20 protein-coding genes are annotated in these 18,884 nt (G+C 66.5%); 7 read left to right on the top strand and 13 right to left on the bottom strand.

Annotated features, from left to right (window positions below; translation table 11 throughout):
* The first annotated feature begins 18 nt into the window (after positions 1-18).
* Complete coding sequence (locus tag ELY12_RS02295) at positions 19-1,644, top strand: long-chain fatty acid--CoA ligase (protein ID WP_126175079.1); 1,626 nt, start codon at positions 19-21, stop codon at positions 1,642-1,644.
* Between the two features lie 29 nt (positions 1,645-1,673).
* Entirely contained in the window at positions 1,674-1,850 is a 177-nt protein-coding gene (locus tag ELY12_RS14220) for a hypothetical protein (RefSeq protein ID WP_164549379.1), read from the top strand.
* Positions 1,851-1,856: 6 nt separating this feature from the next.
* On the opposite strand, the gene ELY12_RS02290 is transcribed toward ELY12_RS14220, so the two are convergent.
* From ELY12_RS02290 to tyrS, 5 genes are all read right to left on the bottom strand, one after another.
* On the bottom strand, positions 1,857-2,543 hold the full coding sequence (locus ELY12_RS02290; RefSeq protein ID WP_126175078.1) for a dienelactone hydrolase family protein: 687 nt from the start codon (positions 2,541-2,543) through the stop codon (positions 1,857-1,859).
* A gap of 2 nt (positions 2,544-2,545) precedes the next feature.
* Positions 2,546-3,466, bottom strand: a complete 921-nt coding sequence (gene cysK / locus ELY12_RS02285; protein ID WP_126175077.1) for a cysteine synthase A — start codon at positions 3,464-3,466, stop codon at positions 2,546-2,548.
* Positions 3,467-3,492: 26 nt separating this feature from the next.
* Positions 3,493-4,737, bottom strand: coding sequence for an MFS transporter (locus ELY12_RS02280; RefSeq protein WP_126175076.1), 1,245 nt, complete (start codon positions 4,735-4,737; stop codon positions 3,493-3,495).
* Between the two features lie 74 nt (positions 4,738-4,811).
* Complete coding sequence (locus ELY12_RS02275) at positions 4,812-5,150, bottom strand: PilZ domain-containing protein (RefSeq protein ID WP_126175075.1); 339 nt, start codon at positions 5,148-5,150, stop codon at positions 4,812-4,814.
* Positions 5,151-5,213: 63 nt separating this feature from the next.
* Complete coding sequence (gene tyrS, locus ELY12_RS02270; RefSeq protein WP_126175074.1) at positions 5,214-6,419, bottom strand: tyrosine--tRNA ligase; 1,206 nt, start codon at positions 6,417-6,419, stop codon at positions 5,214-5,216.
* A gap of 32 nt (positions 6,420-6,451) precedes the next feature.
* Here tyrS and ELY12_RS02265 point away from each other — a divergent pair, with 32 nt between their 5' ends.
* From ELY12_RS02265 to ELY12_RS02255, 3 genes are all read left to right on the top strand, one after another.
* A complete protein-coding gene (locus tag ELY12_RS02265) occupies positions 6,452-6,994 on the top strand; it encodes a DOMON-like domain-containing protein (protein ID WP_126175073.1) in 543 nt (180 codons plus the stop codon).
* Complete coding sequence (locus ELY12_RS02260) at positions 6,991-8,190, top strand: exo-beta-N-acetylmuramidase NamZ family protein (RefSeq protein ID WP_126175072.1); 1,200 nt, start codon at positions 6,991-6,993, stop codon at positions 8,188-8,190. Before ELY12_RS02265 ends, ELY12_RS02260 begins: the two co-directional genes overlap by 4 nt.
* 80 nt (positions 8,191-8,270) lie before the next feature.
* Positions 8,271-9,548: a spinster family MFS transporter gene (locus ELY12_RS02255; RefSeq protein ID WP_126175071.1), complete on the top strand. Its 1,278-nt coding sequence runs from the start codon at positions 8,271-8,273 to the stop codon at positions 9,546-9,548.
* 11 nt (positions 9,549-9,559) lie between these two features.
* Here the strand turns inward: ELY12_RS02255 and ELY12_RS02250 are convergent, their stop codons facing one another.
* The 3 genes from ELY12_RS02250 to ELY12_RS02240 form a co-directional block, all read right to left on the bottom strand.
* On the bottom strand, positions 9,560-10,363 hold the full coding sequence (locus ELY12_RS02250) for a lipid II flippase Amj family protein (protein WP_126175070.1): 804 nt from the start codon (positions 10,361-10,363) through the stop codon (positions 9,560-9,562).
* Between the two features lie 224 nt (positions 10,364-10,587).
* Positions 10,588-10,947 carry a hypothetical protein gene (locus ELY12_RS02245; protein WP_126175069.1) on the bottom strand — a complete coding sequence of 120 codons (360 nt, stop codon included), beginning with the start codon at positions 10,945-10,947 and terminating at the stop codon, positions 10,588-10,590.
* 29 nt (positions 10,948-10,976) lie between these two features.
* On the bottom strand, positions 10,977-12,158 hold the full coding sequence (locus ELY12_RS02240) for a vWA domain-containing protein (protein ID WP_126175068.1): 1,182 nt from the start codon (positions 12,156-12,158) through the stop codon (positions 10,977-10,979).
* A 211-nt stretch (positions 12,159-12,369) separates the two neighbouring features.
* Here ELY12_RS02240 and ELY12_RS02235 point away from each other — a divergent pair, with 211 nt between their 5' ends.
* Positions 12,370-13,767, top strand: a complete 1,398-nt coding sequence (locus ELY12_RS02235; protein ID WP_126175067.1) for a methyl-accepting chemotaxis protein — start codon at positions 12,370-12,372, stop codon at positions 13,765-13,767.
* A 1-nt stretch (position 13,768) separates the two neighbouring features.
* Here ELY12_RS02235 and ELY12_RS02230 read toward each other — a convergent pair whose 3' ends face one another.
* The 4 genes from ELY12_RS02230 to ELY12_RS02215 form a co-directional block, all read right to left on the bottom strand.
* Complete coding sequence (locus tag ELY12_RS02230; protein ID WP_126175066.1) at positions 13,769-14,074, bottom strand: PilZ domain-containing protein; 306 nt, start codon at positions 14,072-14,074, stop codon at positions 13,769-13,771.
* 81 nt (positions 14,075-14,155) lie between these two features.
* Positions 14,156-14,851, bottom strand: a complete 696-nt coding sequence (locus ELY12_RS02225; RefSeq protein WP_126175065.1) for a hypothetical protein — start codon at positions 14,849-14,851, stop codon at positions 14,156-14,158.
* Positions 14,852-14,857: 6 nt separating this feature from the next.
* On the bottom strand, positions 14,858-15,709 hold the full coding sequence (locus ELY12_RS02220; protein WP_126175064.1) for an AAA family ATPase: 852 nt from the start codon (positions 15,707-15,709) through the stop codon (positions 14,858-14,860).
* 48 nt (positions 15,710-15,757) lie between these two features.
* Entirely contained in the window at positions 15,758-17,044 is a 1,287-nt protein-coding gene (locus tag ELY12_RS02215) for a serine hydrolase (RefSeq protein ID WP_126175063.1), read from the bottom strand.
* Positions 17,045-17,105: 61 nt separating this feature from the next.
* Here ELY12_RS02215 and ELY12_RS02210 point away from each other — a divergent pair, with 61 nt between their 5' ends.
* Positions 17,106-17,873: an alpha/beta hydrolase family protein gene (locus ELY12_RS02210; protein WP_126175062.1), complete on the top strand. Its 768-nt coding sequence runs from the start codon at positions 17,106-17,108 to the stop codon at positions 17,871-17,873.
* Here the strand turns inward: ELY12_RS02210 and ELY12_RS02205 are convergent.
* Positions 17,870-18,883, bottom strand: coding sequence for a sensor histidine kinase (locus tag ELY12_RS02205; RefSeq protein WP_277600234.1), 1,014 nt, complete (start codon positions 18,881-18,883; stop codon positions 17,870-17,872). The genes ELY12_RS02210 and ELY12_RS02205 overlap by 4 nt on opposite strands.
* Position 18,884: the final 1 nt, after the last annotated feature.

Here is an 18,884-nt window from a genome sequence, read left to right as displayed (position 1 = left end):
GAGCTTGGGAGAACAATGATGCTGGGAGCGATGCAGGATTGGGACCTGGTGGTCACCCATCTGCTCGACCACGCCGCCCGTGAATATGCCGCGCGCGAGCATGTCACCCATTGGGCTGACGGCAGCCGCACCCGCACCACCTGGGGCCAGGTGAAGCGCGATGCGCTCAAGATGACCCAGGCGCTGCGCGCGGCGGGCGTCGGGAAGGGCGACCGGGTCGCGACGCTGGCGATGAACCACGCGCGCCACCTTGTCAGCTGGTACGGCGCGGTGGGCGTCGGCGGGGTGCTTCACACGATCAACCCGCGTTTGTTCGACGAGCAGCTCGATTACATCGTCAATCACGCCGAAGACCGCGTGCTGCTGTACGATGCGCAGTTCCAGCCGATCATCGACCGCCTGCGCGATCGCTGGCCGACCGTCACGACTTACGTCTGCTTCGATCCGCCCGCCGGCTCCGACGTGCTCGGCTTCGAGGAATGGATCGGCGCCCACGACGGCGACACCGAGTGGACCGAGGTCGACGAGCGCGACCCGTGCATGCTGTGTTACACCAGCGGCACCACCGGCAATCCCAAGGGCGTGTTGTACGAGCACCGCTCGACCGTGCTCCACGCGATGGCGGGCGTGCAGCCCAACCTGTTCGACTTCGACAGCCGCTCGGTCATGCTGCCGATCGTGCCGATGTTCCACGCGGCGAGCTGGGGCCTGCCGTGGGCGGGGACGATCCCGGGGGTCAAGTTCGTCTATTCGGCGGTAAACGATCCGGCCGTCCTGTGCGAGCTGTTCGAGCAGGAGGGCGTCACCCACTCGGCGGGCGTGCCGACCGTGTGGCTGGGCATGTTCCAGCACCTCGATTCGATCGGCAAGGACGTGCGCGACATCGGCAAGCTGGGCACCGCGGTGATCGGCGGTTCGGCCTGTCCGCGCTTCATGATCGAGCGGCTGATGAAGAACGGCGTGCGCGTTGCGCACCTTTGGGGGATGACCGAGACCTCGCCGATTGGAACGGCGGGCGCCTACCCGTGGAACTGGGACGACATGAGCTTCGAGGACAAGATCGAGCTCGTCTCCAAGCAAGGCCGTTCGGCGTTCGGGGTGGAACTGCGCTGCGTCGATCTCGACGATCCGAGCAAGGAGCTGCCGCGCGACGGGCAGACCGCCGGCGCGCTGCAGATCCGCGGGCCGTGGGTCATCAAGCGCTACTTCAAGGCGGACGAGGACGCGACGGTCGAAGGGCAGTGGTTCGACACCGGCGACGTCGCGTTGATCTATCCCGACGGCACGCTGCAATTGACCGACCGCACGAAAGACGTGATCAAGTCGGGCGGCGAATGGATCAGCTCGGTCGAGCTGGAGAACGCAGCGGTCGGCCATCCCTCGATTGCCGAGGCGGCCGCGATCGGGATCTACCACCCCAAGTGGGATGAGCGGCCGATCCTCGTGTGCGTCGCCAAGCAGGGCTGCAATGTGACCGGTGACGACGTGATCGCGCATCTCAGGGACAAGGTTGCCAAGTGGTGGCTGCCCGATGCGGTCGAGTTCGTCGACGAACTGCCACATACCGGCACCGGCAAGATCAGCAAGAAGGACCTGCGCGACCTGTTCCGCGATTACCGCCTGGTCAGCGAGGACGCCGCTTGAATTCCACCTGTCCAAAGTGCGGCCGGCGGATGGAGGAAGGCTTCGCGGTGGATACCGGCGATTCGAGCATGCCGACGGTCGGCCATTGGCATCCGGGCAAGCCGGTGCGGAAATGGTGGGGCCTCAAGATCGACAAGCACGCCAAGCGCGCGATCACCGCGATGCGCTGCAGCTCGTGCGGGTTTCTCGAGTACTACGCGCCGTAGGCCGACCTAGCCGAGTATTTCGTCGAACAGCGAGTGCATCGCCGCCCAGCTCTGGCGGTCGGCGCTGGCGTTGTACGCTGGATTGGCCGCGCCATCGAGCATCGTCGGGTTGGTGAAACCGTGCGCCACGCCCGAGTAGCTGTGGAAGTGCCAGTCGGCGCCGACAGCGTCCATTTCTTCCCAGAATGCGAGCACCTGCGTGCGCGGGACGAGCGTGTCCGCGTCGCCGTGGCAGACCAGGATGCGCGGGGTGATCGGCTGCGAGGCGGGTTGGGCGGTGTCGAGCAGTCCGTGGAAGCTTGCCACCGCCGCGAGGTCTGCGCCGCCGCGCGCCAGCTCCAAAACTGCTTGGCCGCCCATGCAGAAGCCGATCGCCAGCAGCGGCAGATCGCCGGCGAGACCAGCGACAGTCGTCAGCCCAGCGCGCAGCCGTGCACGATAGACCGCTGTATCGACGCGCAGTTCACCCGCCTTGGCGAAGGCATCCGCCATATCGCTGGGCGCGGTGCCGTAGAAGTCGCACACCACCGCAAGGTACCCAGCTGCTGCGAGCGCATTTGCCTTCGCCATCACCCCCGGCGTGGGGTTGAAGATCGTCGGGAATACCGCGACCGCTGCACGTGGTGATTCCGATGGACGCACCACGAGCGCGGTCAGGTCGGTGTCGCCGTCCTGGTAAGCAACCTTCTCCACGCCTACGCTTCGGGCAGGAAGTCCGGAACCGAGAGGTAACGCTCGCCCGTATCGTAATTGAACCCGAGCACCCGCGCGCCGGGATCGAGATCGGGCAGCTTCTGCGCAATCGCGGCGAGCGCGGCGCCGCTCGAGATGCCGACCAGCAGCCCTTCCTCGCGCGCGCAGCGGCGGGCCATTTCCTTGGCGTCGGCGGCATCGACCTGGATCGCCCCGTCGATCGCCTGGGTATGGAGGTTGCCCGGAATGAAGCCGGCGCCGAGCCCCTGGATCGGATGCGGGCCCGGCTGGCCGCCGCTGATGACGGGCGACAGCGCCGGCTCGACCGCGTAGGCCTTCAGGTTCGGCCAGCTACGCTTGAGCACTTCGGCGCAGGCGGTCAGGTGGCCGCCGGTGCCGACGCCGGTAATCAGCGCGTCGATCGGCTTGTCGGCGAAGTCGTTGAGAATCTCCTGCGCGGTCGTGCGCGCGTGGACCGCGACGTTGGCGGGGTTGTCGAACTGCTGCGGAATCCAGCCGCCCGGGGTTTGCGACAGCAGCTCCTGCGAGCGCGCGATCGCGGCCTTCATCCCGCCTTCCTTCGGCGTGAGGTCGAACTGCGCGCCATAGGCGAGCATCAGGCGCCGCCTCTCGACGCTCATGCTCTCGGGCATGACGAGGATCAGCTTGTAACCCTTGACCGCGGCGACCATCGCCAGGCCGATGCCGGTGTTGCCGCTGGTCGGCTCGATGATCGTGCCGCCGGGGGTGAGCGCGCCCGACTTCTCGGCATCCTCGATCATGGCGAGCGCAATGCGGTCCTTGATCGATCCGCCGGGGTTCGACCGCTCGCTTTTCACCCACACTTCGCGCTCGGGGAACATGCGCGAGAGGCGGATGTGCGGCGTGTTGCCGATCGTGGCGAGGACGCTGTCGGCTATCATGATCGTACTCTCCTGCTGGGGGACTGTTATTGTGAAGGCGGGTCGAAGGTCTTGGCAAGCCTGAGTTCGGGATAGAGGCGCGACCATGCAAGGGTAATCGCGATCGCCGCGACCCCGCCGAACACCACTGCGCCGACGGGGCCGAGCAGTGATGCCATCAAGCCGCTCTCTGCTTCGCCCAGCTCGTTGGAGGCGGAAATCGTGAGCGCGGAGACCGCCCCCACGCGCCCTCGCATCTCGTCGGGCGTGTGCAGCTGGATGAGCGACTGGCGCACATAGACCGAGACCATGTCGGCCGCGCCGGCGACGATCAGCGCGGTCAGGCTGAGCCAGAACGACTGCGACAAGCCGAAGGTCAGAATGGCGAGCGCGAACACGAGGACCGAGCCGAGCATCTTGGTGCCGACATTGGTCTTCATCGGCCGGAACGAGAACCACAGCGAACCGGCGGTCGCGCCGATGCCCATGCCGGCAGCGAGTACGCCGAAACCGTCCGCACCCACGTGCAGGATGTCGCGCGCGAATACGGGTAGCAGCGCGGTCGCGCCTGCCAGCAGCACCACAAACAGGTCGAGGGTGATCGCGGCCATCACCAACCGATTGTTGCGGACGTAGTTGAACCCGTCGATCACGCGGTGGATCGGGCGCCTGTCCTTTTGCACTGGGGGCTGCGGCACCTTGCTGACGAGAAAGACCGAGATCGTGGCGATCACGAGCAGCCCCGCGATCGTGGCATACGCGAAATCCGGATGGATCGCGTAGAGCACCCCGCCGAGGCTCGGCCCCGCGATCGTGCCGAGCTGCCAGGCGGTGGCGCTGACCGCGATCGCGGTCGGCAGGCTCTCGCGCGGGACAAGGTTGGGCGCGAGCGCAGAGAACGCCGGACCGGAGAAGGCCCGCGCGATGCCGATGAACACCGCTGCGCCGAACAGGAACGGCAGGCTGAGCTGGCCGCTCCAGGTCAGGTAGCCGAGCACCGCGGCATTGACCGTCAACAACGCGTTCGTGCCGCGCACGATCCAGCGCCGGTCGTAGGTATCCGCCACCAGTCCTACGACCGGGGTCAGCAGGAACAGCGGCACGAACTGCACCAGCCCGATCATGCCGAGCAGGAACGCCGAATCCTTGATCCCCATCGTCTCGCGCGCGAGGCCGTAGACCTGCCAGCCGATGACCATCGCCTGCGCGCTGATCGCGATGGTCGCGAACAGGCGGGATACGAAATAGGCGCGGAAATTGGGGAGGGTGAGGGGGTGCGGGGTGTCGCTCACGCCCGGCCCATGACAGCCGCCCGCGCGCTTGCCAAGCAAGCGCTGCGATTCAGCGTGTCAGCAATTCTTGGCGCTTAGCGCGCGCGGCGCAGGCGCGGATTGGGCTGCAGCGCCTCGATGATGCGCATGAAGTCGTCGAGCCGGATGATCCGCTCGAACTGGAAGCCGGCACGGTCGTCGCGGGTCCAGATGACGTAAGCCTCGATCCGGCCGATTTCAGGCAGGCGGATGATCACCCGGTCGCCGCGCTCGATCCCCTCTGCGCCGTCGACCATGAAGCCGTGGGCGGAGATATTGGCGATGTGCAGCTTCAGGTCGCCGCGCTGATGATGCTCGGCGATCACAGGGAAATCGACCGGATGCCGCGCCGCACGACGCAGATCGGTAACCGACAGCTGAGCTCCGACAGTCACGGTTCCACAGACCTCCCGTATTGCGTGGAAAGCCCGGGCTAGCGGCTAATCGCTGATTTTAGGTTAAGCGAGGATGCCGTGCCGCTTCTTGCCGAGGCTGATGCGGCCAGGACGCGCCGGTGCCGCGGCATCGGCCACCGTCTCTCCGTCGAGCTTCACCGCGCCCTCGGCGACCTTGCGCTTTGCCTCGCCATTGGATGCCGTGAAGCCGAGCGCGGTGAGCGCCGCGGCGAAGGTCATGCCCGGTTCCAGCGTCACCGTCGGCAGATCCTCGCCAGCACCGCCCGCGAATGTGGTCGAGGCGGTGGCCTCGGCCGTGCGTGCCGCTTCGTCCCCGCGCACCAGGCTCGTCACCTCGTTGGCGAGCACCACCTTGGCCGCGTTGATCTCCGCGCCGCCGAGCTTTTCGAGCCGCGCTATCTCGTCGAGCGGCAGGTCGGTGAACAGCTTCAGGAAGCGGCCCACGTCGCGGTCGTCGACGTTGCGCCAGTACTGCCAGAAATCATAGCTCGGCAGCTGCGCTTCGTTCAGCCACACCGCACCCGCGGCGGTCTTGCCCATCTTCGCGCCGTCGGCGGTGGTCAGCAGCGGGGTGGTGAGGCCGAACAGCTCCGCCCCGTCCATCCGCCGGCCGAGTTCGACCCCGTTGACGATGTTGCCCCACTGATCGCTGCCGCCCATCTGCAGCCGCACGCCCATCTCCTTCGACAGGTGGCGGAAGTCGTAACCCTGCAGGATCATGTAGTTGAATTCGAGGAAGGTCATCGGCTGCTCGCGCTCAAGGCGCAGGCGCACCGAATCGAACGTCAACATGCGGTTGACGGTGAAGTGCGTGCCGACTTCCTGCAGCAGCTCGATGTAGCCGAGCTGGCCGAGCCAATCCTGGTTGTCGACCATCACCGCGTCGGTCGGCCCGTTGCCGAACGTGAGCAGCTTGTCGAACACGGTGAAGATGCCGGCGATGTTGTCCGCGATCGCCTGGTCGGTCAGCATCTTGCGGCTTTCGTCGCGTCCGGTGGGATCGCCGATGCGGGTGGTGCCGCCGCCCATCACCACGATCGGCTTGTGGCCCGTCTGCTGCAAGCGCCGCAGCATCATGATCTGCACCAGGCTGCCGATGTGCAAGCTCGGCGCGGTGGCGTCGAAGCCGATATAGCCGGGCACGATCTGGCGCGCGGCGAGGGCGTCCAGCCCCGCGGCGTCGGTCATTTGGTGGACATAGCCCCTCTCTTGGAGCAGGCGCAGCAGATCGGATTTGGTCTCGCTCATGGCGGGCGGGCGGTTAGCACGGGGGCGGTCACATGCAAACGCATCAACTGGTCGCGCACCCGGCGCATCCGCCGGCGCGGGTAACCGGCGTGGAGGCCAAGGTGATCGGCTTCGATGCCGACTGGCTGCGCGTTCGCTGGCGGATCGACGGGGCGCAGGACCTCGTCATCCCGCCCTTCGCCGGGCGCGGGCGCGCCGACGAGTTGTGGCAAACCACCTGCTTCGAGCTGTTCCTGCGGCCGGAAGGCGGCGAGGCGTACGTCGAACTCAACCTCTCGCCGTCCGAGCGCTGGGCGGCATACGATTTCAGCAGTTATCGCGACGGCATGGCCGAACGCCCAGCCTCGCGCGAACCCGACTGCACGATGCGCCAGGGCAGCACCTTCGCGATCTTCGACGCGGCGATCCCGCGCGACGTGTTGCCGGGCCTGCCCGCCGCGGCGAACTTCACCGCGGTGATCGAAGAGGCGGGCGGAGTGAAAAGCTTCTGGGCGCTCGCGCAGCCCGTCGCCAAGCCCGACTTCCACGACCAGGCTTGCTTCACGGCCGAGCTTGAGCCACCGGCGGGCACATGAAATTCGGCATCGACCGGCTGCTCAGCGAGCCGGAGCTTCTGGGTCAGCTCAAGGGCCGCCGCGTCGCGCTGGTCGCGCACCCGGCGTCGGTCACGGCGGACCTCACGCACAGCCTCGACGCGCTGATCGCCGCAGGGGTCAACGTGACCAGCGCGTTTGGTCCGCAGCATGGGCTGAAAGGCGACAAGCAGGACAACATGGTCGAAACGGCGGACGAGACCGATCCCGCCTACGGCATTCCGGTGTTCAGCCTCTACGGCGAGGTCCGCCGCCCGAGCGGGCAGATGATGAGCACCGCCGACGTGTTCCTGTTCGACCTGCAGGACCTGGGCTGCCGGATCTACACCTTCGTCACCACGCTGCTCTATCTGCTGCAGGCGGCGAGCAAGACCGGCAAAAGCGTGTGGGTGCTCGACCGGCCAAACCCCGCCGGGCGTCCGATCGAGGGGACGCTGCTGGTCCCGGGCGAGGAGAGCTTCGTCGGCGCGGCGCCGATGCCGATGCGGCACGGGCTGACCATGGGCGAGATGGGCCACTGGTTCATCCGCCACTTCAAGCTCGACGTCGATTACCGGGTGATCGACATGCACCATTGGCTCCCTGAGGCTGGGCCCGGTTTCGGTTGGCCGGAGGACCGCGTGTGGATCAACCCGAGCCCTAACGCGGCGAGCCTCAACATGGCGCGCGCCTATGCCGGGACAGTGATGCTGGAGGGCACGAACCTCAGCGAAGCGCGCGGCACTACGCGGCCGCTCGAGGTGTTGTTCGGCGCGCCTGACCTCGACGCTGCCGAAGTGCTGGCCGAGATGCGCCGCGTCGCGCCGACCTGGATGCAGGGCTGCGCGCTTCGGCCGTGCTTTTTCGAGCCGACCTTCCACAAGCACGCCAAGCAGCTCAACGCCGGCCTGATGATCCACGCCGAGAAGGGCTTCTACGACCACGAGGCGTTCCAGCCGTGGCGGCTGCAGGCGCTGGCGTTCAAGGCGATCCGGCGGCTACGGCCCGACTACGACTTGTGGCGCGACTTCGCTTACGAGTACGAGTTCAACCGCCTCGCGATCGACGTGATCAACGGCGGGCCCGCCTTGCGCGAATGGGTCGACGACGAATGCGCCGAGCCGCTCGATCTCGACACCCGCGCGGGCTCCGACGAAGCGCGCTGGCGCGAGGAAATCGCCGACCTCCTGCTGTACTAAGCGCTTGACCTGACCGGCCTGCTCCCCGACGCTACGGGGCAGACGGCGCTCAAGCGTCGCGGTCGAGAGGATATACAGGAATGGCAAGCGCGCCGGCAGCCGAAGCCGGGCGGCGCGGGGTCTCAGCGACGCTGTGGATCCTGCTGATCGTCTACATCTTCAACTTCATCGATCGGCAGATCGTCAATATCCTTGCCGAGCCGATCGCGAAGGATCTGCACCTCAGCGATACGCAGATCGGGCTGATGACGGGCATCGCGTTCGCGCTGTTCTACACCGTGCTGGGCCTGCCGATCGCACGATATGCGGACAAGCCCAGCACCAACCGGCCACGGCTGATCGCCGCCGCGCTGGCGATCTGGAGCGGAATGACCGCGCTGTGCGGGCTGGCGCAGAACTTCACCCACCTGCTGCTCGCCCGCATCGGCGTTGGCGTCGGCGAGGCGGGCTGCACTCCCGCGGCGCACTCGCTGATCAGCGACCTCGTGCCCAAGGAGAAGCGCGCGTCGGCCCTGGGGTTCTACGCGCTTGGGATTCCGATCGGGACGGTGCTCGGCATGATCATCGGGGGGCTGCTGGTCGACGCATTGGGCTGGCGGCACGCGTTCATGATCGTCGGCCTGCCGGGGCTGGCGATGGCGGTGGTTGTCATGTTGGTTCTCAAGGATCCGCGGCACCGTATCGAGGCGGCAGCGCCCGTGGCACGGGTCGACACCGGCGCGGCGCTGCAGGCGATCTTCAGCAGCAGGGCGATGGTGCTGCTGCTCGCGGCCGCTTCGTTCGCGGCGTTCCTCAGTTATGGCAAGGCTACCTGGGCGACGATCTTCTTCCAGCGGACCTACGGCCTGTCGCCGGGTGAGGTCGGGCTCTACTTCGGCATCGTCAACGGCGCGGGCGGCATTCTGGGCACGTGGATGAGCGGCAAGATCGCCGACCGCTTCGGGCACACCAACCGCAAGCACGTGCTGACCGCCGCCGCGTGGGGCATGCTGCTGGTCGCGCCGACTGCGATCCTCGGCTACTCGATGGCCGACTGGCGCGCCGCGCTGTTCCTGCTGTTCGTGCCGACGTTCCTGGGCTCGCTTTATTACGGCCCGACTTATTCGAGCGTGCAGGGGCTCACTTCGCCACAATCGCGCGCGATGGCGTCGGCGGTGCTGCTGTTCTTCCAGAACCTGATCGGCCTCGGCCTCGGGCCGCTCGCGTTCGGCATGCTGTCGGACGCGATCAAGCCCAGCTTCGGCGAGGACAGCGTGCGCTACGTGCTCTATGCCGCCAGCCTGATGAGCCTCATCCCGGCGTTCTTTTTCTGGCGCTGCAGCCTGCGGCTAAACGAAGAGCTGGACCAGAAGACTTAGGGGCAGAAAACCTAAGCGTGCACCGCGATCCACGCGACCAGCGCGGCGGCGGGGACGAAGAAGGCCTGCGCGATCAACGTGCCCACCAGGCGGCTGAAGCTGATCCACACGATCGTGCGGCGGAACAGCGGCTCGTCGATGCGGCCTTCGACCACGTCATCGGTCATCACCGATAGCTGCGGGTCGATCAGCGCAAACAGCAGGATGGTGGCAAAGCCGTTGATGACCGCCGAAAGCTGGCTCGCGGTCACCCGGAACTCGGGCGCGAGATAGCCGGCGTAGAGTGAGGCGACCACGCCGACGGTCAGCAGCGCCTGCGCCATCGCGTTGCCGGCGAGCACGGTCCACGACACGCCGAGCGGCTTCCTCAGCGCCTTCAGGTGACCGCGCGCCGGCAGCGAGACTTCCTCTCGCACGGTGCGCAGGCCCGACGGGGTGGCCGAGCGCAGGATCAGCTTGCCGGTCGAACGGTGGCGCTGGAAATGTCCAATCGCCCGCGCGAACAGCCGCTGGCCGGTCGGCACCAGCAGGATGCCGATGAACACTGCGAGCGACGCGCTGCCCAGCACCATGCGGAAATCGTCCGCCAGTTGGTGGCCGCCGCCGGTGATGAGCCGGCTCTCGATCCGCTTGGCAAGGAACGGCCCCAGGAAGCCGTTGGCGGTGCGGCTGACCAGCACCAGCACGTTGAACAGCGCAAAGCTCATCGCGATCCGCCGCGTACGCACCCCAGCGATACGCGCCGCGTAGGCGAGCGTGCCGATCAGATTGATCCCGAACGTCAGGATGCAGATGATTGCTAGCTGGGTGTCCATCGCGGGAGCGCCTTTAGGACCGCCGGGCGTGTGGCGCTATGGGTAAGTCGACGCGATCCGTATTCCGCCACTTGTGTACCAGCGCATGCCCGAGGCTGCGCTCCCCGCTCTCCACAACTCAACGTCACCCCGGCCTTGAGCCGGGGTCAGGCTGCCTTGCCGATGTCGCAACAAGAAAAGCACGATCCCGGGTCAAGCCCGGGATGACGGTGTCTGAGTGTTGCTCAGCGCGCCGGCTGCAACCGCGCCGGACCCTCGGTCACCGGCAGCGGGCGCAGGTCGTTTACGTTGCCCTTCATCTGCATCACCGCGCAGCCGTCGACCCGCATGTCGACTGCGTTGATCAGATAGCCTTCGCCCGCAGTCGCCGGCGTTTTGTCTAGCACCGGCTGCCCCGACGCATCGCGCACCTGCTGGATTCGATCGCGGCAGTTCTGCGGGGCAAGCGCCTCATCCACGCTGGTCCAGCGCTGCGGCGGCACGGTGTAGGCCGGCATTATCGCCGATTTGCCTTGTGAAACCTCCGGCGCGGGCACCGCGCCGGTCAGCGCGACGAAGCAAAGGGGCAGGATAATCAACCGCATGGCACCGACTCCTCTGCGCCGAACTTACCTCAACCCTGCTTGCGGCTCAACTCGCGCATTGCGTCGTCGAGGCCGTCGAGGGTCAGCGGGTACATGCGGTCGTTGACCAGCTGCTTGATCAGCTTGGTCGACTGCGAATAGCCCCACTGCTGTTCCGGCACCGGGTTCAGCCACACGGTCGCGGGATAGGTGTTGGTCACGCGGTGCAGCCAGGTCGCGCCGGCTTCCTCGTTCATGTGCTCGACGCTGCCGCCGGGATGGGTGATCTCGTACGGGCTCATCGCCGCGTCGCCGACGAACACGATCTTGTAGTCGTGGCCGTACTTGTGGAGCACATCCCAGGTCTTGGTCCGCTCGGCCCAGCGGCGGCGGTTGTCCTTCCAAACGCCTTCGTAGAGGCAGTTGTGGAAGTAGAAGAACTCGAGGTTCTTGAACTCCGCAGTGGCGGCGCTGAACAGCTCCTCGACCAGCTTGATGAACGGGTCCATCGAGCCGCCGACGTCGAGGAACAGGAGCAGTTTCACCGCATTGTGCCGCTCGGCGCGCATGTGGATGTCGAGCCAGCCCTGCTTGGCGGTGCCCTCGATCGTCGCGTCGATGTCGAGCTCGTCCTGCGCGCCCTCGCGGGCGAAGCGGCGCAGGCGGCGCAGCGCCATCTTGATGTTGCGGGTGCCGAGCTCGCGGGTGTTGTCGAGGTTCTTGAACTCGCGCTTTTCCCAGACCTTGAGCGCGCGCTTGTGCTTGCTCTCGCCGCCGATGCGCACGCCTTCGGGGTTGTAGCCGCCGTTGCCGAAGGGGCTGGTGCCGCCGGTGCCGATCCACTTGTTGCCGCCCTGATGGCGCTTTTCCTGCTCCTCGAGGCGCTTCTTGAGCGTCTCCATGATCTCGTCCCACGATCCGAGGGACTTGATCGCCTCCATCTCCTCGGGCGTGAGGAACTTCTCGGCGACCGCCTTCAACCAATCTTCCGGGATATCGACCTTCTGCTGGCCGTAGTCGGTCAGGATTCCCTTGAACACCTTCTGGAACACCTGGTCGAACCGGTCGATCAACCCTTCGTCCTTCACGAAGGTCGCGCGGGACAGGTAGTAGAACGCCTCGGGGGTCTGCTCGATGACATCCTTTTCGAGCGCCTCAAGCAGCGTGAGGTGTTCCTTGAAGCTGGCCGGAATGCCGGCGCTGCGGAGCTCGTCGACGAAGTTGAAGAACATGGCCGGAGCATACTCCTATTTCGAAAGCGGCGCCAGCGGGTCGCTAGCGGCCGGTTCAGGAGGTGCGCGCTCCGGCTTCTCGGCCGCCGGTAGCCACAGCAGGTTGAATCATTTGTGCGCCGAGATGAGCCACCGCCGCGACCTTAAACCTTCGCTAACCATCCGCCGCCTATTCCGGCGTGCAAGATAAACGGGGGCTCTCGCAGCAAGCATGGAACACGCAGCAATCGACGTCGCGGCCGGTCGGGGGATCGACCGCATCTCCGCCTCGTGCGGAGAGGTTACGGTCGGTTGCACCGACGTTGCCGGCATCATCCACGCGGTGATGGTGTCGAGCGAGAAGCTGCGCGCGGAGCACTCGGCGCTGCAGGAAACCGTCGCCGGGCTCGAGACCGACCAGATGAAGGTCGCGCAGGCGAGCGACGAGGCGCGCTTGCTGTCCGAACGCGCGATCGAGCGGCTCGGCGAAGGGTCCAGCCTGATCCAGTCCTCGCTCGACCAGATCACCGGCCTGCTCGAGCTCGTCGAGACGCTGACCAGCCACGTCACCGGCTTCGCCGCGGCGATGGCGCAGGTGCGCCGCAGCGCGCAGGAGATCGACCAGATCGCCGAGACGACCAACATCCTCGCCCTCAACGCCACCATCGAAGCGATGCGGGCAGGGGACGCGGGCCGCACCTTTGCGGTCGTCGCGAGCGAGGTGAAGAGCCTCGCCAACGACACCCGCCGCGCGACCGAGGAAATCGGGCGTACGATCGATACGCTGGGCCAGGAAGCCGACGAAGTGATCGCCAAGATCGAGCGCGGCGCGCGCGAGAGCGGCGCGGCCAAGGCCTCGGTCGGGCAGATCCATCACACCATGCGCACGGTCAACGAGCTGATCGTCGAGGTCGACGGCCAGAACGACCAGATCACGCGCGCGACCGCCACCATCAGCAACCATGTCCACGCGGTGCAGACGGTGCTCGATTCGTTCGACCGTGCTGCGATCGAGAACGAGAGCAAGCTGTCGGCGGCGCACAGCCGGATCGAGCAGCTCGAACTCACCGCCAGCGCGATGTTCGACGAGATCGTCAAGGCCGGCCTCTCGCCCGCTGACAGCGCGATGGTCGACAAGGCGCAAGGCTTCGCCCGCGAGATCGTCGAGCGCGCCGAGAGCGCGCTCCGCGAAGGCAAGCTGACGCCATCAGCGCTGTTCGACACTGCCTACCGCGAAGTGCCGGGCAGCAACCCCAAGCGCTTCCGCACGTCGCTCAGCGACTGGGCGGACGGCAACTGGCGCCCGGTCAACGACCGCGTCGTGGCCGAGGGCGGGGCGGTCAAGATGTGCTCGCAAGCCGACATGCAGGGCTTCCTGCCGACCCACATCACCGATCGCTCGCGCGCCCCGACCGGCGACCTCGCGCACGATACCAAGTACTGCCGCAACGGCCGCATCTTGCTCGACGCGATCGACCGCAAGGCCAAGGCCAGCAGCGATCCCTACATGATGGCGGTCTATCGCCAGGAGGGCGACGGGCGGACCTACGAGATCGTGCGCAACGTCTACGTTCCGCTGGTCATCGACGGCCGCCGCTGGGGCGACTTCGAACTCGCCTACGTCCTGTAAACTAGAGGCGCGAGGCGCCGCTGAGGCGCTGGACGATGTGGTCGAACATCGGGCCGTACAGGCGATGCTGGAACTCGACCCCGACATAGCCGCCGTCCTGCCACCGCACGGTGGCGGGGAAGGGCCCTAGCGTTTCGATCCTGAGCGTGATCTCGGCACCCGGCATCAGGCTGGAGAACTTGTCGTAAAACCGGCAGCCCGTCTCCGACAGGTCCTTGATAGGCACGTCACGCTTGCCGCCCGACGAAGTGCGGTAGTGTCCCCACACCTCGATCGGCTGGCGGCTGTCCTTGCGCCCGTCCCCCATCGGCAATTTCTCCCTGCGACCGGGGCCTTAGTGACCCTCTACCGAGGACAGCTAGCACGGTTTTCGTAGCGGCACATCCACCTATGCTAGGCGTCGCTCGCGCCAGGCCTGCCAAGCGGCGAACGCAAGCATCACCACCCAGGCGATGAAGATCGTAAAAATCGCCGCCTCTCCGTAGCGATAGGGCGCGGCTGCTCCCACCCAGATCGCCACCGCGGGCGGAAACACCAGGATCGCCGGCAGCCAAGCGCGCTGGCGCACCATCGCCCACGCCGCGAATCCGCAGGCGATCGCCAGTGCGATGAACTTGATCCAGACGAAGTAGGGCAGGGCCGCGAGCTCCGGTTCCGGCGAGGCCATGTCCGCGTTGATCGACAGCAGCAGCGCATTCTCGATCGCATCCGATACCGCAGCCAGCGGGCCGAGCCATCCGGCCCACCACCAGCGCGGATCGCCTGTTGCCTTCGCGCTCGCGCCGAAAAACGCGAGCACGAACGACCCGTAGACGACCATGAACAGGTAATCGAACACGTTGCCCTGGAACATGCCAGCAATGCGTCCGGCACGCAGCGGGTCACCGGGCAGGCCGAACACGGCGTCGAGATGCGCGGGCGTGCGGGCGAACTCGAACGCGAGGACCGGATTGGTGATCGAGGCGCCCGGGATCGGGTGCGCCAGCTCGGCGGGCATGAAGAAGGCAAAGCTCTGCGAGACGATCGCGGTCGCGATGCCCCACAGCAGGCATGCGCGCCAGCTTCCCCAGCCAGCGCGCAGCACCGGGCGTCAGGCCCCGGGGCGCCGCGCCATGAAGGCGAGGCGTTCAAACAGCATCACGTCCTGCTCGTTCTTGAGCAGTGCGCCGTGGAGCGGCGGGATCGCCTTGGTCGGGTCGCGGTCCTGCAGCACATCGAGCGGCATGTCCTCGTTGAGCAGCAGCTTGAGCCAGTCGAGCAGCTCGCTGGTCGAGGGTTTTTTCTTGAGGCCCGGCACTTCGCGGATCTCGTAGAACACGTCCATCGCCTTGGTGACGAGCACCTTCTGGATGCCGGGGTAGTGCACCTCGATGATGTCGCGCATCGTGTCGCGGTCGGGGAACTTGATGTAGTGGAAGAAGCAGCGGCGCAGGAAGGCGTCGGGCAGCTCCTTCTCGTTGTTCGAGGTGATCACCACGATCGGGCGTTCCTGCGCGGCGATCGTCTCCTGCGTCTCGTACACGTCGAACCGCATGCGATCGAGTTCCTGCAGCAGGTCGTTGGGAAACTCGATGTCCGCCTTGTCGATCTCGTCGATCAGCAGGACGGGCAGCCGTTCCGAGGTGAATGCATCCCACAGCTTGCCACGCTTGATATAGTTGCGAATGTCGTGGACCCGCTCGTCGCCCAGCTGGCCGTCGCGCAGCCGCGCGACCGCATCGTATTCGTAAAGGCCCTGGTGCGCCTTGGTGGTCGACTTCACGTTCCACTCGATCAACGGCGCATCGATCGCCTTGGCGATTTCGTAGGCGAGCACGGTCTTGCCGGTCCCCGGCTCCCCCTTAACCAACAACGGCCGCCGCAAAGTAACCGCCGCGTTCACGGCGACCTTCAAATCCTCGGTCGCGATGTAGTTGCTGGTGCCCTCGAAACGATCGACCATACCCGGTTTTCCTTTAGCGCTTTACGTAAGCGTAAGCGGGTTGCCGGGTCAGGGCAAGGCCAGGATTCGTTGGGCGAGGATTTCGAGCGGTGCGCTGTCGACCAGCTTAGCTGGATCGTTCCAGCTGATCGCCAGAACCCACCAGGCGCCGTCGGGCTTCTGCAGCAGCCAGGTGAGGTTGAGCACGCCCGGCTCCGATCCGCCCTTGTAGCCTGCGTACGCCCAGTCCTTGCGCCGCGCCGCGGGGATCGACGGGCTGACCGCGAGGATGTTGCGCGCGGTCGGGTCCTTCAGCTGAGCGATCTGGCGCAGGACTTTGCGCAGATCCTCGGCGCTCGCGAACCACTCAACGCCGTCGATCAGGGTCGGGCTGGTAAACGCCGGTGCGGTGATCGCTGACGGGTCCGCGGTGATCTCCTGCGCCAGCGCTTCGAGCGCAACGTGCTGCTGCGCTTCCGGCGCGGCAGCATAGGCAGACCCTCGCCCGGCATCGGCCTTGAGCGCGAACATCTCGCGGGTGGTCAGCAGCGGCAGCATCCGGTCGGGTGCGGAGTGGCCGCTGTCACGCACTTCCTCGGCAAGGGTCTCGCGGCCGAGCAGGTGGATGAGCTGGTCGGTCGCGGTGTTGTCGCTGATCGAGATCATCATCGTCGCGAGCGTCTGCAGCGTGACTGGCGCGTTCTTCGGCCAGTCCTGCATCTGTCCGCTGGGGAGCGAACGCACGTCATCGATGCGCACGACGTCCTCCCAACGGCGCATGCCCGCTTCGACCTGTCGGGCGAGCATGGCCAGCACGTAGAGCTTGAACGTCGAGCCGATCGCGAACTGCTGATCTGCGTTGACCGCGATGCGCGGCGTGCCGCCGTCGAGCGGCGCATAAAGGACACTGACCTTGCCCGGCAGCGCGGCGAGATCGCGCTCGATTGCCGTGCTGTCGTCGCCCAGCGGTTTGTAATCATTGAGTAGAAGCCCGCCGACCTTTCCGTCTGGTTGGACGGCGAATGGACCGCTATAGATCGCCTTCTCAAAGCGCAGCGCAATCGTCCCGCGGTCCGGGGCGGCGGCCGTAACCTTCTCCAGCCCCTCGAAGGGGCCGAACTGTGCCGCGATCTGATCAACCAGCGCCTTGAGCTGTGTGGGCGATACCGCGGCGAGAAACTGCGGCGCAAACACCTCCTCCGCCGGCGTCGTGCCCTTCAGCACCGCTGCCACGCCTTCGCCCGCTTTCTCAAGCGCGGGGGACGGCGCGGGCGCCTCGGTCGGGGCTGGAGCAACGGGCTCCGCTGCCAGAGGAGCCGCGAGCAGGGCCAGCGGCATAGCGAAACGGTACAGCATTCAGGTCGGTCTCCTCGCGGGCACTCACGTGGCCGCACGATTTGTGGCACGGCACCGGACGATGTCCAGCGAGTCGATCCGCATTACGCGCGCTGACGGTCCCGCGCTCGCCGCCACGCTCGAATCGCCTGTTGGAGAGCGGCGTGGCGCGGCTTTGTTCGCGCATTGCTTCACCTGCACCCGCCAGAGCAAAGCGGCAGTCGCGGTCAGTCGCGAACTGGCGGATCGGGGCGTCGCGTGCCTGCGGTTCGACTTTCGCGGCTTGGGCGAGAGCGAGGGTGATTTCGGCGCCGACAGCTTTCCGGCCGACGTCGCCGACGTCACCGCCGCGGCCCACTGGTTGATCGGTCGCTTCGGTCCCGGCGTGCTGCTCGTCGGGCACAGCCTGGGCGGCGCGGCGGTGCTCGCCGCAGCGGGCGAGATCGCCGAGGTGGCCGCGGTGGCGACCATCGGCGCGCCCGCCAGCGTGGAGCATGTGTTGCGCCAGGTGCACGGCGACCTCGCCGCGATTGAGCGCGGCGGGCGCGGCCCGGTCACTGTTGGCGGGCGCTCATTCGAGATCACGCGGGAATTCGTGGCGCACCTGCGCGATGTCGACCTGGCCGCTGAAGTCGGAGACTTGGGTCGCCCGCTGATGATCCTGCACTCGCCGACCGACGAGTTGGTGGGAATCGAAAACGCCGCCCGCCTGTTCGAGGCGGCCAAGCATCCCAAGAGCTTCATCAGCCTGGCCGGCGCCGATCACCTGCTGTTGCAGCAGGCCGACGCTGATTTCGCCGCGTCGGTGATCGCCGCGTGGGCGGAGCGTTACCTAGCCGAGGGCGCCTAGCGCCCGCTCTTTACACTGAGGCGCAACGCGGTGCCGCCGGCTTTGTCCATCACCTGAACTTTCGTCCCCAGGCTGCGCGCAATGGCATCGACGATGCGTGTGCCGAGACCCGTGCCGACGGGTGCATCTTCGGTGTCGAAGCCGCTGCCATTGTCCTCGACGGTCACCGCAAATCCGCCGGCCGGCTCGGACTCGAGGCGCACCGTGATCTGGCCGCGCTGGCCCGGGCCGAAGGCATACTTCGCGGCGTTGCTGACCAACTCGTTGACGATCACCCCGACCGACACCGCGGTATCGGGCGAAACCATAACCGCCTCGGATGCCAGTTCGATCGTCACCGCCTCGGGCAGACTCTCGCGCAAGTCCTCGACCAGGTTGCCGAGATAGGCGTCGAGGTCGATCGTCGTCAGGTCATCGCGTGTATAGAGCCGCTGGTGAACCTTGCTGATCGCCTTGATGCGGTTCTGGATGTCGTCGAGCGCGGCGCGCACTTCGGGCGCATCGGATTGCTTGGCCTGCATGGCGACGAAGCTGAGCACCATCTGCAAGCTGTTCGAAACCCGGTGGTGCACCTCGCGCACCAGTAGCTCGAGGCGCTCGTTAGCGAGCCGCAGTTCCGCCTCGGCCGCGCGCTTGTCGCGCTCCAGCTTGTCGCGTGACAAGGCCTGCCGGAAACGCCCGTCGAGCACATCGAAGAAGGTGTCGCCGACCGTTTTGACCACGAAATCGAGCGCACCAGCATGGAGCGCCTTGACCGCCACGGCAGTGTCGTCGTTGCCGGTCACGAACACGACCGGGGGATGCTCTTCGAGCGCAACGATTTCGGCGAGCAGGTCGAGTCCGCTCTTGCCCGGCATGTAGTGATCGATGGCGACCAGATCGAACTGCTCGTCGCGCAGTCGCGCCAAGCCCGTGTCGGCGCTCTCAGCGACCTCGACCTCGAAGCCGCGCCGGCCGAGGGCGCGCTGAGTCAGACGGCGCAGTGCGTCGTCATCGTCGACATAGAGGATC

It is taken from the genome of Tsuneonella rigui (assembly GCF_003958625.1).
GTDB lineage: Bacteria > Pseudomonadota > Alphaproteobacteria > Sphingomonadales > Sphingomonadaceae > Tsuneonella > Tsuneonella rigui.
Note: the sequence above shows the minus strand (reverse complement) of the source record. Positions and strands in the feature narration are given on the sequence as shown.